This is a genomic window from Parahoeflea halophila, from assembly GCF_900220985.1.
Lineage (GTDB): Bacteria > Pseudomonadota > Alphaproteobacteria > Rhizobiales > Rhizobiaceae > Hoeflea > Hoeflea halophila.
Genome location: NZ_OCPC01000004.1, coordinates 238,922 through 253,450, shown reverse-complemented (window position 1 = coordinate 253,450; position 14,529 = coordinate 238,922). Strand labels below are relative to the sequence as shown.

11 protein-coding genes are annotated in these 14,529 nt (G+C 63.3%); 2 read left to right on the top strand and 9 right to left on the bottom strand.

Going from position 1 to position 14,529, the window contains the following annotated elements:
• Positions 1-12: 12 nt before the first annotated feature.
• The 8 genes from CRO46_RS14490 to CRO46_RS14460 form a co-directional block, all read right to left on the bottom strand.
• The gene (locus CRO46_RS14490) at positions 13-1,014 is read right to left on the bottom strand and encodes a YeiH family protein (protein WP_097108501.1); all 1,002 of its coding nucleotides are present in this window, start codon (positions 1,012-1,014) and stop codon (positions 13-15) included.
• A 148-nt stretch (positions 1,015-1,162) separates the two neighbouring features.
• The gene (locus CRO46_RS14485) at positions 1,163-2,155 is read right to left on the bottom strand and encodes an alcohol dehydrogenase catalytic domain-containing protein (protein ID WP_097108500.1); all 993 of its coding nucleotides are present in this window, start codon (positions 2,153-2,155) and stop codon (positions 1,163-1,165) included.
• Positions 2,152-2,910, bottom strand: coding sequence for an SDR family NAD(P)-dependent oxidoreductase (locus CRO46_RS14480; protein ID WP_097108499.1), 759 nt, complete (start codon positions 2,908-2,910; stop codon positions 2,152-2,154). Before CRO46_RS14480 ends, CRO46_RS14485 begins: the two co-directional genes overlap by 4 nt.
• A 1-nt stretch (position 2,911) precedes the next feature.
• Positions 2,912-4,228 (bottom strand): histidinol dehydrogenase, encoded by a 1,317-nt coding sequence (hisD, locus tag CRO46_RS14475; RefSeq protein ID WP_097108498.1) that lies wholly within the window; start codon positions 4,226-4,228, stop codon positions 2,912-2,914.
• Between the two features lie 285 nt (positions 4,229-4,513).
• Positions 4,514-7,891, bottom strand: coding sequence for an error-prone DNA polymerase (locus tag CRO46_RS14470; protein ID WP_097108497.1), 3,378 nt, complete (start codon positions 7,889-7,891; stop codon positions 4,514-4,516).
• Positions 7,888-9,411, bottom strand: a complete 1,524-nt coding sequence (locus tag CRO46_RS14465) for a Y-family DNA polymerase (protein WP_244577906.1) — start codon at positions 9,409-9,411, stop codon at positions 7,888-7,890. The genes CRO46_RS14470 and CRO46_RS14465 overlap by 4 nt, the downstream gene beginning before the upstream one ends.
• Positions 9,395-10,294, bottom strand: coding sequence for an ImuA family protein (locus tag CRO46_RS20170; protein ID WP_244577905.1), 900 nt, complete (start codon positions 10,292-10,294; stop codon positions 9,395-9,397). Before CRO46_RS20170 ends, CRO46_RS14465 begins: the two co-directional genes overlap by 17 nt.
• Positions 10,295-10,474: 180 nt before the next feature.
• A complete protein-coding gene (locus CRO46_RS14460; protein WP_097108495.1) occupies positions 10,475-12,001 on the bottom strand; it encodes a UxaA family hydrolase in 1,527 nt (508 codons plus the stop codon).
• Between the two features lie 77 nt (positions 12,002-12,078).
• Between CRO46_RS14460 and CRO46_RS14455 the strand changes: the two genes are divergently transcribed.
• Entirely contained in the window at positions 12,079-12,810 is a 732-nt protein-coding gene (locus tag CRO46_RS14455; RefSeq protein WP_097108494.1) for a GntR family transcriptional regulator, read from the top strand.
• Between the two features lie 32 nt (positions 12,811-12,842).
• Here the strand turns inward: CRO46_RS14455 and CRO46_RS14450 are convergent, their stop codons facing one another.
• Positions 12,843-13,877, bottom strand: coding sequence for an aldo/keto reductase (locus CRO46_RS14450; protein ID WP_097108493.1), 1,035 nt, complete (start codon positions 13,875-13,877; stop codon positions 12,843-12,845).
• A 194-nt stretch (positions 13,878-14,071) separates the two neighbouring features.
• Between CRO46_RS14450 and CRO46_RS14445 the strand changes: the two genes are divergently transcribed.
• Positions 14,072-14,524: an RbsD/FucU family protein gene (locus CRO46_RS14445; RefSeq protein WP_097108492.1), complete on the top strand. Its 453-nt coding sequence runs from the start codon at positions 14,072-14,074 to the stop codon at positions 14,522-14,524.
• Positions 14,525-14,529 lie beyond the last annotated feature (5 nt).

Genomic DNA, 14,529 nt, shown 5'->3' with positions numbered 1-14,529 from the left:
GCGAACCGGCTGTCAGAGTCCTGCAAGTCCGAGCGAGACTGCCGCCCAGGCCAGTGTCAGGAGAAACAGTGTTTCAACCACGATGACAGCTACATGCCGCCAGCCCAGCTCCATCATCGCCTTCATGTTGGTGCGCACGCCCAGCGCCGAAATGGCGATGATCAGCAACCAGGACGAGGCATCGACCAGAAAGCCTCCAACTGCTGACGGGAGCAGGCCGGTGCTGTTGGCGATCGTGACAGTGCCAAAGCCGACCACGAAGAGCGGTAATCGCACCTGGGAGAAACCGGTTTCGCGGCGCGCGGTGGCCAAGGCAACAATGATCAGGACCACGGGCAAGAGTGTTACACGCAGCAGCTTTACGATGGTCGCGGTGTCGCCGGCTTCGGTCGAAATCGAATACCCGGCCCCCACCACCTGGGCCACGTCATGGATTGTGGCGCCGATGAGAAAACCGCTCTGTGCGTCGCTCAATCCGGCCAGGCCAAAAAGGACTGGATAGATGATCATGGCGATGGTCGACAGCGTGGTGACAGCCACCACCGTAAACAGCACATTGCGCTCGGTCTTGTCATTGGCCGGAATGACGGCTGCCAGAGCCAGTGCTGCCGATGCGCCGCAGATGGCGACGGCGCCGCCGGTCAGAACGGCAAAACGCCAGCCGCGCGAAAACAGTCTGGCGCAGACAAAGCCGAAGCCGATGGTGAGCGCCATCAGTGCCGCCACCGTGGCCAGTCCGGAGGTTCCGATGCCAGCGATATCACCAAGTGTAATGCGCGCACCCAGCAGCACGATACCGAGCCGGAGCAGGGTCTTGGAAGCGAAAACGACGCCCTCTGCGGTCCGGTCCTGGTCTGCCATGAAGTTGAAGGCCATACCGATCAGCAGCGCAAACAGCATGACCGGCGCGATGTAATGCTCCGAAAGGAATTTTGCGGCAGCGGCAATCGTCAAGGCCAGCAGCAGACCGGGAAACAGGCTACGGGCGCGCGCCTGCAGATCGGAAATGGCCATTTATTAAGCTCCGCAAATCAAAGAATTATCAAAACGAACCGACCGGACGAGCTGCACCCAGCGTAATACGCATCATCAACATTCGATAGTAGCGTGGCATCTCCTGAGACTGTCCATATCGCCTGCCCCGGTTGGGCAAGACACCCATTCATGGCCTTAGGATAATCTTTGGCGCAGCCGCCCGGCCGGCCCGGATATCGGCGAAGGCTTCGGCGCCCTCTTCAAGCGCGCGACATTCGGCCCAGTCGAGGTTTCCGAAACGGCCATCGAAAATGGCTGCGGCGGTGTCACGAAAATCCTGCGGTGTGTAGGTGTAGGCTCCAATGAAGCTGACTTCCTGCAAGGTCATGCGGCGGATGTCGAGCCCGTCAATGGCGTCTCCTAGACCGATGTGAACGATGATACCACCGGGCCGGACGGCGCGGCTGGCTGCTGCCCTTGTTGCTGAAAAGCCGACGCCATCAATCACCAGATCATAACCGCCGGGTTCCTGGCCCAGAATGTCATCCGGCGTAATGACGTGGAAATCACCGGCCGAGGTCAAGGCCGGAACCCGGCGCTGATTGGCTTCGCTGATGGTGACGTCGGCGACGCTGTTGGCTTTCAGCGCCAATGCGGCGCCGAGGCCAATGGCGCCGCCGCCGATGACGAGGCACTTGGTATCCAGAAGGCCACCCAGTGCGTGCGCGCCCAGGCGCATGGCGTGCCAGCCGCAGGCCAACGGCTCGGCCAGGCATGCCGTCTCGAAGGAAACATGGTCGGGCACCTCAACCAGATTTTCCGGCGGGATGGCAATGAGTTCGGCAAATGCCCCCTGACGCGGCGCCATCGACAGGATTTGACGCTCGGGGCAGAGATTGTTGCGGCCTTCCCGGCAGGCGCGACATTTGCCACAGGTAGCAAGCGGATTGATCGTGACCCGGCTGCCCTTACCCGGCCCGTCAACCACCACCCCGGCCGCTTCATGGCCGAGAATCAGCGGCGCAGGCCGCCGTTCGTCATGCCCGAGATAGGCATGCATGTCTGAGCCGCAGATGCCCACCGCCTCGACCCGGACGAGGCATTCCCCGACGGGAAGCACAGGCGCAGGTTGTTCGCGATAGACGAGGCGTTCAGGCGCGGTGTAGACGAGCGCTTTCATTTGGCGGTGTATCCTCCGTCCACGAAGAGTACCTGGCCAGTGACATAGGCCGAGGCGCCGGAGGCCAGAAACAGCAGTGGTCCCTCAATGTCCGCCACCTTACCATTGCGGCCAATGCAGGTGGATGCGGCATGCCGGGCGGACACCTCCTTGTCGGCGAAGACCGGGCCGGTGAGTTCGGTGGGAAAGAACCCGGGCGCAAGTGCATTTGCGTTGATACCGTCGCGCGACCAGGCCTCGGCCATGGCGCGGGTCATCTGCTCGACACCGCCCTTGGATGCGCCATAGGCGATGCCGTTCGTAAATGCCCGGCGCGATTGCAGCGAGGCAAAATTGATGATCCGGCCCCAGCGCTTCTCGCGCATGGCGGGGACCAGTGCCTGGGCCAGGAAAAACGGAACCGTGAGGTTGAGGCCAATGGTTTTTGCCCAGCCTTCTTGCGTCACCTGATCTGCCGATTGGCGCAAATTGAGACCAGCGGCATTGATCAGGATATCCGGTGGACCGAACGGATCGGCAACCCTGCCGGCGAGTGCGGCAAGGTCGATTTCTGTTGCGAGATCGGCAGCAAGGGCCGCGGTTTCGCCGCCGGCTTCGCTCCGCCATTGCTCGAGCGCTTCGGCACGGCGCGCCACGCCGACCACCTTCGCACCGGCCCGGACCAGAAAGCTTGCGGCGGCTCGCCCCAGCCCGGAACTTGCCCCGGTCACCAGTGCGACGCGGCCGGTCAGATCGAACAGGTTGCTGCCGTGCATCTCAGATATCCTGTCCGGTGCCGGAGAGATCGAAGTTCTCGCCGGGGAAATATTTGCGCAATCTGATGTCGGCGGTGCGGGCGTGGCCTTCCATGCCCTCGAGCCGCGAGATCCGGGCCGTCGCCTCGGCAATCGGCCGGGCGCCGTCGCGGGTGGCGCGCTGCCAGGTGACGATTTTCATGAACTTGTGCACCGACAGCCCGCCGGTGTAGCGCGCGGCTCCGGAAGTCGGCAGCACGTGGTTGGGACCCGAAGCCTTGTCGCCGAAGGCGACAGTGGTTTCCTCGCCGAGAAACAGCGAGCCATAACAGCCAAGCCGGCCCAGCCACCAATCGAGATCGGCAGCCTGAACGGTGAGGTGCTCGGGCGCATAGTCATCCGATGTCGCGGCCATTTCCTCACGGCTGTCGCAGAGAATAATTTCGGCGAAATCACGCCAGGCGGCTTCGGCGTTGTCGCGGTTGAGGTCGGGCAATGTCGCGATGTGCCTGGGGACGAGCTCCATAACCGTTTCGGCCAGTTCGCGGTCGTCGGTGACGAGCCAGACCGGTGAGTTGTAGCCGTGCTCGGCCTGACCGACGAGGTCGGCTGCGACTATCTCCGGATCTGCATGTCTGTCGGCCAGGATCAGGCTGTCGGTCGGGCCCGCAAACATGTCGATGCCGACGCGGCCGAACAGGATGCGCTTGGCTTCGGCGACGAACTGGTTGCCGGGGCCGACCAGAATGCCCGCGGACGGCACGTCGAACAGACCGAAGGCCATCGAGGCCACGCCCTGGACCCCTCCCATGGCGAGGATCGTATCGGCGCCACAAATATCGGCGGTGTAGAGAATTGCCGGATGCACGCCGACTTCAGGGCGCGGCGGCGAACAGACGGTGATGTGCCTGCAGCCGGCAACCTTAGCCGTGGTCACGGTCATAATGGCCGAGGCGACATGGCTGTAGCGGCCACCGGGCACATAACAGCCGGCAGCCTCGATCGGGATGGTCTTCTGCCCGGCGACAAGGCCCGGCACGATCTCGATCTCGATGTCGGTGAGCGTTTTCTTCTGGGCTTCGGCGAACTTGCGCACATTGTCATGGGCAAAGCGGATGTCGTCCTTGAGCTTCTGTGGCAGGCTTGCCGCTGCCGCGTCGATCTCCTCGCGGGTAACCTTGATGTTGCCGGTGTAGCGGTCGAATTTCTCGGCATAGCTGCGGGCTGCCGCCTCGCCGCCGGCTTCGATCTCGTCAAGAATCGCCTGAACCGTTTCGCGGACGGAACCGGAGTCAGAGGTCGAGGTTCTTGCGGCTTTCTTGAGATAGGTGCTTGACATGTCTCCGGTCCTCCTGTTGAGAGATTGCAGGCAGCAGCGTGGCGGACAACGCGGGTACTAAGGCAACGAGCAAAACCACGATCAGCATGAAACATGCGAACGGGATCACCTGCCAGACTATTCTCAGGATCGATTCACCGGTAATGCCAGATATGATCAAAGGGTTGAGTCCAGGCGGCAGCGTGATGAAACGACAGCGGGCGCAATCATCATCGTGATGCGAAGCGTGAGCGAAACGTCAACGGTGATGGACATGCGCGGTGCCCTCGATCGGCGCAGCCGGCGTCAGTGAAAATTGCGGCCTTTCGGCAAGGCCCGGCCCGCGGCCCTGACACTTGCCATTTCTTCGTAATCCTGGCGCAGCTCCGGCGCATCCCGGATCAGCCTGATGATCTGGGCTGCGGGCTTGCGGTCGCGGCCGCGCATATCGTCAATCGGACGGCGAACCTCATCGGCATTGGCAAGCCCGCCCATCTCGCCCGCCATGTCGGAAATCTGCGCCATGATCGGGGTCAGGTCCTCGAGATATTCGGCCACCACATGGATGACGCCCTGCTCGTTCTGCAGCCTGCCGCGCACACCGATGCAGCGGCTGCCGAGCACGATGGCGCGGAACTTCTCGAACACCTTGGGCCAGACAATGATGTTGGCGACGCCGGTCTCGTCCTCGATGGTCTCGAACACCACCCCTTTGGCCGAGCCCGGGCGCTGCCTGACCAGCACGAGCCCCGCCACCTTGACCACCCTGCCGGAGCGGATTTTTTCCAGATCGACATTCAGCCGGCATCCCTTGCCCGCAAGCCGTTCGCGCAGGAAGGACATCGGGTGCGCCTTCAATGAGAAGGACAATGACTGGTAATCATTGATCACCTGCTCGCCCAGCGGCATCGGTGGCAGGTCGACATCGGGCTCCTTCTGCAGATCGTGACCGTCGGCAAGCGCGAACAGCGGCAGCCGCTCGGCGCTGGAGAGCGGGTCGAGCGCCTTGACCGCCCACAGCGCATCGCGGCGATCGAGCCCGATGGAGCGGAAGCAATCGGCTTCGGCCAGTTGCTCGATGGCACGGCGTGGCAGGCCCGAGCGCATCCACAGATCGCGGACACTGTCATAGCCGCGGCCGCGGTTCTGCATGAGCTGCAGGGCTTCGGCCTCGCCAAATCCCTTGACGTGGCGCAGCCCCAGCCGCACCGCATGGCTGTGTTTCATGATGTCCTTCATCTCGCGGTGCCGGGCTGACAGCGGCTGCGGATCGGCATCAGGCTCCAGCGTGGCATCCCAGTCCGAGCAATTGATATCGACCGGGCGAACCTCGACGCCATGCTCGCGGGCATCGCGGATCAGCTGGGCGGAAGCATAGAACCCCATCGGCTGGGAGTTGAGAATGGCGGCACAGAAGACATCCGGATAATGGCATTTGAGCCAGCAGGAGACATAGACCAGCAGCGCGAAACTGGCGGCATGGCTTTCGGGGAAGCCGTATTCGCCAAAGCCCTCGATCTGGCGGAAACAGTGCTCGGCAAAATCGCGCTCGTAGCCGTTTCGAACCATGCCCTCGACCATCTTCTGCTGGAACGAACCGATGGTGCCGACGCGGCGGAAAGTGGCCATGGCGCGGCGCAGCTTGTCGGCCTCCCCCGGCGAGAAACCGCCGGCGACGATGGCGATGTTCATCGCCTGCTCCTGGAACAGTGGCACGCCGAGCGTCTTGCCGAGCACGGCGCGCAATTCCTCCTTGGGAAAGGACACCTGTTCCTTGCCCTGGCGGCGGCGCAGATAGGGATGGACCATGTCACCCTGGATCGGGCCGGGGCGGACAATCGCCACCTCGATGACCAGATCGTAATAGGTGCGTGGCCGGAGCCGCGGCAGCATCGACATCTGCGCCCGGCTTTCGATCTGGAAGACGCCGATGGTGTCGGCGCGGCAGATCATGTCATAGGTCGCGCCATCCTCGTCGGGCAGCGAGGACAGCGTCTCGCGGCGGCCGTAATGGGTGTCGAGAAGGGTGAAGGCCTTGCGGATGCAGGTCAGCATGCCGAGGGCCAGCACGTCGATCTTGAGCATGCCGAGGCTTTCGAGGTCGTCCTTGTCCCACTCGACGATGGTTCGGTCCTCCATCGCCGCGTTCTCGATCGGGATCAGCGAGGAGAGCTTGTCGCGGGTGATGACAAAGCCGCCGACATGTTGCGAGAGATGGCGCGGGAAGCCGGTGATCTGGGAGGCGAGATCGAGCATCTGGGCAAGATGCTTGTCCGCCGGATCAAGACCGGCGCGGCGGGCGTCCTCGGGGTCGACCTCGCGTGACCAGCCGCCCCATTTGGTTCCGGAGATAGCGCTGATCGCGTCGTCGGAGAGGCCGAACACCTTGCCGACCTCGCGGATCGCCGAGCGGGCGCGGTAGGTGATCACGGCGGCCGCGAGCCCGGCCCGCTCGCGCCCATACTTTGAGTATATGTACTGGATCACCTCCTCGCGCCGCTCGTGCTCGAAGTCGACATCGATGTCGGGCGGCTCGTTGCGCTCCTCGGAAATGAAACGCTCGAACAGGAGGTCGACCTTGCCCGGATCGACCTCGGTGATCTCAAGACAGTAGCAAACGGCGGAATTGGCGGCCGAGCCGCGGCCCTGGCAGAGAATCTTTTGAGAACGGGCGAAGCGGACAATGTCGTAGACGGTGAGGAAATAGGGCGCGTAGTCGAGCTTTCTGATCAGTTGGGTTTCATGGGCAATGGCTTTCAGGACCTTGTCCGGCGCACCGCCGGGATAACGTTTCTTCAGGCCGATTTCGGTGAGCTTTTCCAGCGCCTCCTGGGCCGATTGCGGATCCGGCCCGAGTTCGTCAAACACCGGCGCGTCGGGATACTGGTAGCGCAGCTCGTCGAGCGAAAAGCGGATGCGCTTGAACAGCGAGGCGGCTTGCGCCACCGCTGGCTCGTAGCCCTTGAACAGATGCAGCATCTCTCTGTGCGCGCGCAGATGCCGTTCGGCATTGGGCTGCAGCCTTGTGCCGGCGGCCGCCAGTGTCCTGCCTTCGCGGATGCAGGTCAGCACGTCCTGCAGCGGCCGACGATCGGGCGCATGGTAGAGCACGTCGCCGATTGCCACCAGCGGCAGGCGGTGCTTGCGCGCCTGCCGGGCGAGCATCGCCATATGGCGCTGGTCGGCGCTGCCATAGGCCCGGGACAGGGCCAGATGAAGATGATCGGGGAAGGCGGCACGCAGCTCTTCCAGTGTGGAAGTCAGCCCCGCGCTAACCGCACCGGCAGGCGCAACGACGGCCATCAGAAGGCCCTCGCCGTGGGTGAGCAGATCCTCGAGCGTCAGATGGCATTCGCCCTTCGGAGCGCGGCGTTTGCCTGCCGTCAGCAATTCACACAGATGGGCGTAAGCAGTGCGGTCTTCGGGCCAGACGAGAATGTCCGGTGTCGCATCCATGAACACCAGCCGGCAACCCGGCGCGTAGGCCAGCCCGGCTTCCTTCGCCGCCATGTGGCCACGGACCACGCCGGCGAGCGAATTGCGGTCGGTTATCGCGATGCCTCCAAGGCCGAGCCGCGCGGCCTGCACCACCAGTTCCTCGGCATGGGATGCGCCGCGCAGGAAGGAGAAATTGCTGGTGGCGGCCAGTTCGACATAGGCCGACCCTGTGGATGGCACGCTCATGCGAACAGCCCGTGCATGTACCAGGCGGGATCACTGGTCTCGCGTCCGTAAAGGCCGTGGCGGAACATCCAGAACCGGTAGCCCTGGCGGTCCTCGACGCGGAAATAATCCCGGGTGCGGGCGCCGCGGCCGTCGAGCCACCATTCGCAGGCAATGCGTTCGGGGCCTTCGGAGCGGTTGACCTCGTAGGCCACACCGCGCCAGCGGAACTTGAGCGGCGGGCCGTCGGGCACCTCGGCGATGGTCTGCATCAGTTCGGGCCGGTCGAACAGAATCAGCGGCCGGGTGACAATGCCGGCAGGGAGGTCAATTTCCGGCGTGAGCGCCAGCACGGCATTGCCTGCGGCTTGCCTTGCCGAAGCCGCGCCAAGATGGGCCACCGGCTGGCGGCCGAAACTGCGCTCGGGAATATGGGTGTCAGCCAGCACGAAGCGCTGGACCCGCTCCAGTCCGAGCCGCGCGCCGAGCCTGTCGACCAGGGCATCCTGGCCCTGGCCGGCTGAATGGCCCGCCATCATCTCGGCTTGCGCCGCATCGAAGGGATCGGCATGAACCACATCGAGCCGGACCAGATCAAAGCCGAAACCGGCGTCAAGATCGTCATGCAGGCCGGCGATGCGTTCGGCGAACAGGCGACGGATCAGCGGGGCGTCGCGCAAGGGCCGTGCGGTCTGCACGTCGAGTTCACTGACATGGCCATCGACCCGGAACAGCTTGAGCCGTCCGTGACGCAAGCCCAAACCGCGCCGTTCCAGCGGCTCGATGATGCCTTCGGCAAGGGCCGCGGTCACATGGCTGATCTCGTCGTGATGGGTCAGCGGCTCGGCAAAACGGCGTTCGGTGGAAAGCTCCGCCACCGGCATGATCGGCGAAATCGCTTCGGTCTCGCGGCCCAGCGCCTGATCGAGGCGCTGCATCAAGCGGGCACCGAAGCGGGCGGCCAGGGGCGCGCGCGGCAGTCCGGCGATGCAGCCGATGGTCTTGAGACCGACACGGCCAAGCGAGGCGACCATGGCCGGCGGCAAGCGCAGGCCGCTCAGGCTCAGCGGCAGGATTGCCTCGGCGTGGGCGCCCTCGGCGATGATCCGGGCCTGGCCGTAGCGCGCCATCGCCCAGGCAGCCCCCGGGGTATCGGCGAGGCAGAGCCGGGCGTGGAAACCCTGTGCGCGCAGCCTTGCCTCGAGATCGGAAACCAGCCCCGCCTCGCCGCCAAGCAGATGGGCGCAGCCGGTGATGTCCATGAACAGGCCGTGGTTGCCCTCGGCCTCGGGGGCCGCATCCAGCGCAACAAGCGGGGTGTAGCGCTCGCACCAGCCGGCGATCTTCAGCAAAAGAGCCCGGTTGCGGGCGCCATCCGCCGGGTGGCAATCGAGATCCGGCACCAGCGCGCGGGCATCGCTCAAGCTTTGATTGAGCCGCACGCCGCTGTTGCGGGCGCGTTGATCCAGGGCGGTGATGCGGATGGCATTCTTGATGGTGTCGGTGACGACGACCGGCGGTGCGTCAGGATGCGCGTCCAAAATCCCGTCTGAGATCCAGGACTTGCCCCATCTTGCCCGATGGATCGCGTCGGTTGGCAGAGACGGGAAGGCGATCGAGAGAATGCGCTGACGGGTTGGCGCGGGCCTGTGGGTTTGGAGCGGCATGGTGGAAACTTCTGTCTTTGGGGTTCCAGGCTAAAAGCCATTGGCCGGTACGTCCGGCGCGGTTGCGTTCCAGCGTCAGGGACAGCCGCATTGCCCCGACGCCATTTTGATAGTTGTCGTCCGCCCCGGACATTTCCGTGTTCACCCTCCAGCGCGTTGCCGCCGCACTCGCCTCCTCCTCACCGCTCTGGCGCAGGGTCAGTGCCAGCACGCCGCTGCCACGCGCGCGCAGCATCAACCGCCGGGTCGCCGTCATGTCGAAGCGCGCCGGGTTGCCCTTGATCTGGAAGATCAGCGCCGCCAGACCGGCACAGCCCGCCGCCTCGTCGGCGGCCCACATGGCACCTTGCAGATCGCCCGGTTCGACCATTGTCAGACAGGACGGATCGAGCCCGTACTGGGCGAGACCGGCGGGAAACAAGCCGCCGCCATCAACGCGCGTGGCCGGATCCGTGACCCAGACGATTCCAGCGCGTCCACCGCGATCAGCCGCCATGGCACGGGCTGCGAGCCCGAGCGCGAATCCTGTCGCCGCGCCGATGTCACGGGCCAGCGGGCTGCGCACCTCGTGCAAGCCACCGCAGGCCAACCCGCCTTCGAGACAGTGGTCGACGGCGCTGGCGCCCAGCGTCAGCGGTGAGGACGTCTCACCACCGCCGAGCGCCATCTCCCGGTGCGCCTGACACGCCTTGGCCTCGTAGGCACGGGTGCACGCCTGCAAGATATCGGTCGCGGTCTGCAGCCTCGAGAGACTCATGCTCAATCCATCGTGTTCCTGTTATGTTCTAATAAACACCGGACTCGGCGTGGGAGTCAATCTGATGATTTGTGGATAAGAACACGGGGGCTTTTTCCCGGCCGGCAAAACAGGCCCAGCACTGCCGCGGCACCGTCCCCCCGGACTGCCTCGATCAAGACCAGATTCGAGCCGCAATCATCACATCACGGCACCCATCTGCCAGGGCACGAATTCGGCGCCGCCGAAGCCCAGTTGCTCGCTCTTGGTCTGCTCGCCAGAAGCAACCCGCAGGAACAACTCGAAAATCTCGCGGCCCTTGTCTTCAAGGCTGACGGCATCGCTGATGATGTCACCGCAATTGATGTCCATGTCGTCTGACATGCGGCCATACATTTCGCTGTTGGTGGCGAGCTTGATGCAGGGTGTCGGCTTGTAGCCCGACACCGAGCCGCGGCCGGTGGTGAACGCAATCAGGTTGGCGCCCGACGCGATCTGACCGGTCACCGAACAAGGGTCATAGCCCGGACTATCCATGAACACGAAGCCGCGCTCGGTGATCTGTTCGGCAAACCTGTAGACCTGGGTCAGCGGCGCTGTGCCGCCCTTGGCCACAGCGCCAAGCGATTTTTCCAGGATGGTGGTCAGGCCGCCCTTCTTGTTGCCGGGCGAAGGATTGTTGTCCATCTCGCCGCCATTGCGCTCGGCGTAATTCTCCCACCAGTGGATGCGTTCGACGATCTTGGCGCCGACTTCCGGCGTTACCGCGCGACGGGTGAGCAGATGCTCGGCACCGTAGATTTCCGAGGTTTCCGAAAGGATGGTAGTGCCGCCATGGGCGACCAGCAGATCGGACGCCGCACCCAGCGCCGGGTTGGCGGTGATGCCGGAATAACCGTCCGAGCCGCCGCATTGCATGCCGATCACCAGATGTTCGAGACCGGCGGGCGCGCGGGTGACCCTGTTGGCCTCTGCCGCCATTTCCTTGAGCTCAGCGATACCGCGCTCGATGGTCTTGCGGGTGCCGCCCGATTGCTGGATCGTCATGTAGCGGAAATTGCCGTCAGAGCGCATGCGGCCACGGCCGACCAGATCCGGCACCTGCATCACCTCGCAGCCCAGGCCGAGGAGCAGGATACCGGCAAAGTTCGGATTGCGGGCATAGCCCTGCAAGGTACGGAACAGGGTGTCGTAGCCCTCGTCGTTGCCCGACATGCCGCAGCCGGTGCCGTGGACGATCGGCACGATACCATCGACGTTTTCGAACTCGTCGAGCCAACCCTGTTTCTCGGATGCTTCGGCGATGAAGCGGGCCACCGAACCGGAACAGTTTACCGAGGTGAGAATACCGAGATAGTTGCGGGTACCAACGCTGCCGTCAGCGCGGTGATAGCCCATGAAATGGCGTTTCTCGCCGGGATCCGGAAGCGGACGCACTTCGGTCGAAAACTCCTGCGCCTCGGCGTGGCCACCCATGCCGAGATTGTGGACATGGACATGGGTCCCCGCTGCGATGGCGCTGGTTGCGATGCCAATGGTCTGGCCGTAGCGGATGACTTTCTCACCCTTGGCGATTGCCCGGGAGGCTATCTTGTGCCCACGCGCCACGGCTTCCGCGAGGGGGACATCCAGTCCGGGGAGCACCGAGCCTGTGGCCAAGTCCTTGAGCGCAATGATCACGTTGTCACTCTGGTTGAGGCGAATTGTCTGGGGCAGATCTTTTGACATTGGCTAGGTCCTGGGGACAGGTGCGGGTGTGACCGGAATGCGGCTTGACAGACGCAGACCTTTACTAACATGTTAGTATGCCAGCTGATGAGGATAGTCCACTGCCAGACGCAAAAAAATCACGAGCCCTCCTGCCGCTTGAGGATTTTACCGGTTCGCTGTCGCAGAAGGTCCATGGCTCCCTCAAGCAGGCCATCCTGTCGCTGTCCTACCGGCCAGGCGAGCTGATGCAGAAACCCGAGATCTGTGCTGAACTCGGCGTCTCGCGGTCTCCGGTCAGCGAAGCCATGGCGCGGCTTGCTGCTGAAGGGCTGGTCGAGATCGTGCCGCAGGCTGGCACCTATGTAACCCGGTTTTCAATGGCGGAAATCCGCGAAGGCGCTTTCCTGCGCGAGGCGCTGGAGCTGGCAGCCGTCGAACTTGTGGCCACCACAATCAGCAATGACCAGCTGCTGCAGCTCAAGCGCAACCTGCGCGTTCAGGAAGCGTTGATGCAGGATGGCGATACGGCAGGTTTTCACCAGATGGATGCAGAGATGCACGAGCTGATCCTGTCATTTACCGGTTACCGGCGGCTGACCTCTCTGGCTGAAACAGCCTGGATCCACGTCAACCGGGCGCGTCATCTCAATCTGCCGGTTCCAGGCCGGATGCAGTCCACGCTTGCCGAGCACACGGCGATCATTTCCGCGATCGAGGCACGTGATCCGCAAGCCGCCCGAGCGGCCACAAAGCATCACCTGGCACAGTTGATCCTGTCGCTTGAACCGCTGCTCATCGAACGGCCGGATCTGTTTACAGGCGGATAGATCACCATGCGCCGGATATGGCGCCGGCGCACTCAGTTATGGACCGGCGCGTCCTGACGCATCAGTCCTTCGGCTTTCAGATCAGCCCAGAGCGCGGGCGGAATTTCCGCTGTGGCCGCGACACCATTGGCTACCATTTCCGCCACCCCCTGCCCGCCCGGAATCACCGAGACAACGGCCGGATGGCATAGCGGAAACTGGAAAGCGGCATCGACCATACGCACGGTATGGCGCCGGCAAACGTCTTCGATCTTGGCCACGCGGTCGAGAATGTGTTGCGGCGCCCGGTCATAATTGTAAAACGCGCCGGGCTTCGGCCCGGTGGCCAGAATGCCGGAATTGTAAGGTCCGCCAATGACGATCCCAACGCCACGCTCGGAAACCAGCGGCAGGAATGACTCCAGTGCCTCCTGCTCCAGGAGCGTGTAGCGGCCAGCCAGCAGGAACAGGTCGAAATCACCGCGCTCGATAAGCCACTGGCAGGATTGCCATTCATTGACGCCGGCACCAAACGCCTTGACCACCCCCTGATCGCGCAAGGACACGAGCGCCTTGTAGCCGCCAGCCATCAGCTCATTGAGTTTTTCGTCACGCGCGGCTTCGCTGCCATGAGTAAAGACGTCGAGGTCATGGGCATAGAGTATGTCGATGCTGTCGGCGCCGAGCCGCTCGAGCGAGAATTCCAGCGAGCGCATGACGCCGTCATAACTGTAATCATAGACTTCGACGCGCGCTGGAACATCAAAGAACTTGCCCTCGCCGGTACGTTCCTCCCCGGGCCCGCAGCGGCGCAGCAACCGGCCGATCTTGGTCGAGAGCACGTAATCGCCACGCGGCTTGCCGCGCAGGAAGCGGTTGAGCCTGGTTTCGGCGAGGCCCAGCCCGTAGAGAGGCGCGGTGTCGAAATAGCGGACACCAAGATCCCAGGCTTTTTCCAAAACCGCGTGGGCATCATCATCAGAGATGGCGCGATAGAGATTGCCCAGAGGGGCGGTGCCAAAGCCAAGCTCGGTAAATCTCAGCCCGCCATTTCCGATCCTGTCCCAGTGCCGTGTCTTGAGTTGCATATCACCCTCCCGTGTGCTGCCCAAACTATCCGATCCTTCTCGAGAACGCATCCTATGCGCGAGCTATGCCGTCGTTTTCCAACGAGACTTTCCGGCAATAAGCCATTTGAACTTGAAAGCCGGGCAACCCGACTGCAGGATCAGGCAGATTTGCGCCGGCGAGAGAGCGGCGCGAGACCCAACGGGAGAACGACATGCTAAAGGGACTGGATCCGCGGCTGAACGCGGAAGTGCTGTATGCGCTTCGCGCCATGGGGCACGGCGACACGCTGATTATCGCCGACACGAATTTCCCTTCGGACACCATTGCCCGGCAGACCGTGTTCGGCGAGTTGCTTCGGATGGACAACCTGACAGCAGCGGAGGCCGCCGAAGCGGTGCTCTCGGTGTTGCCGCTCGATACATTTGTCGATGATTTTGCCGGACGCATGGAAATTGTCGGCAGCCCGGACGAAATTGCGCCGGTTCAGGCCGAAGTGCAGACCGTGATCGACACGGCGGAAGGCACGCCGCGGCCGATGGTCGGCATCGAACGGTTCGCGTTTTACGACATGGCTAAACAGGCCTACGCAGTGATCCAGACCGGCGAACGGCGGTTCTACGGTTGTTTCATGTTGCGCAAGGGCGTCATTCCGCCGGACGCATGAGCCAG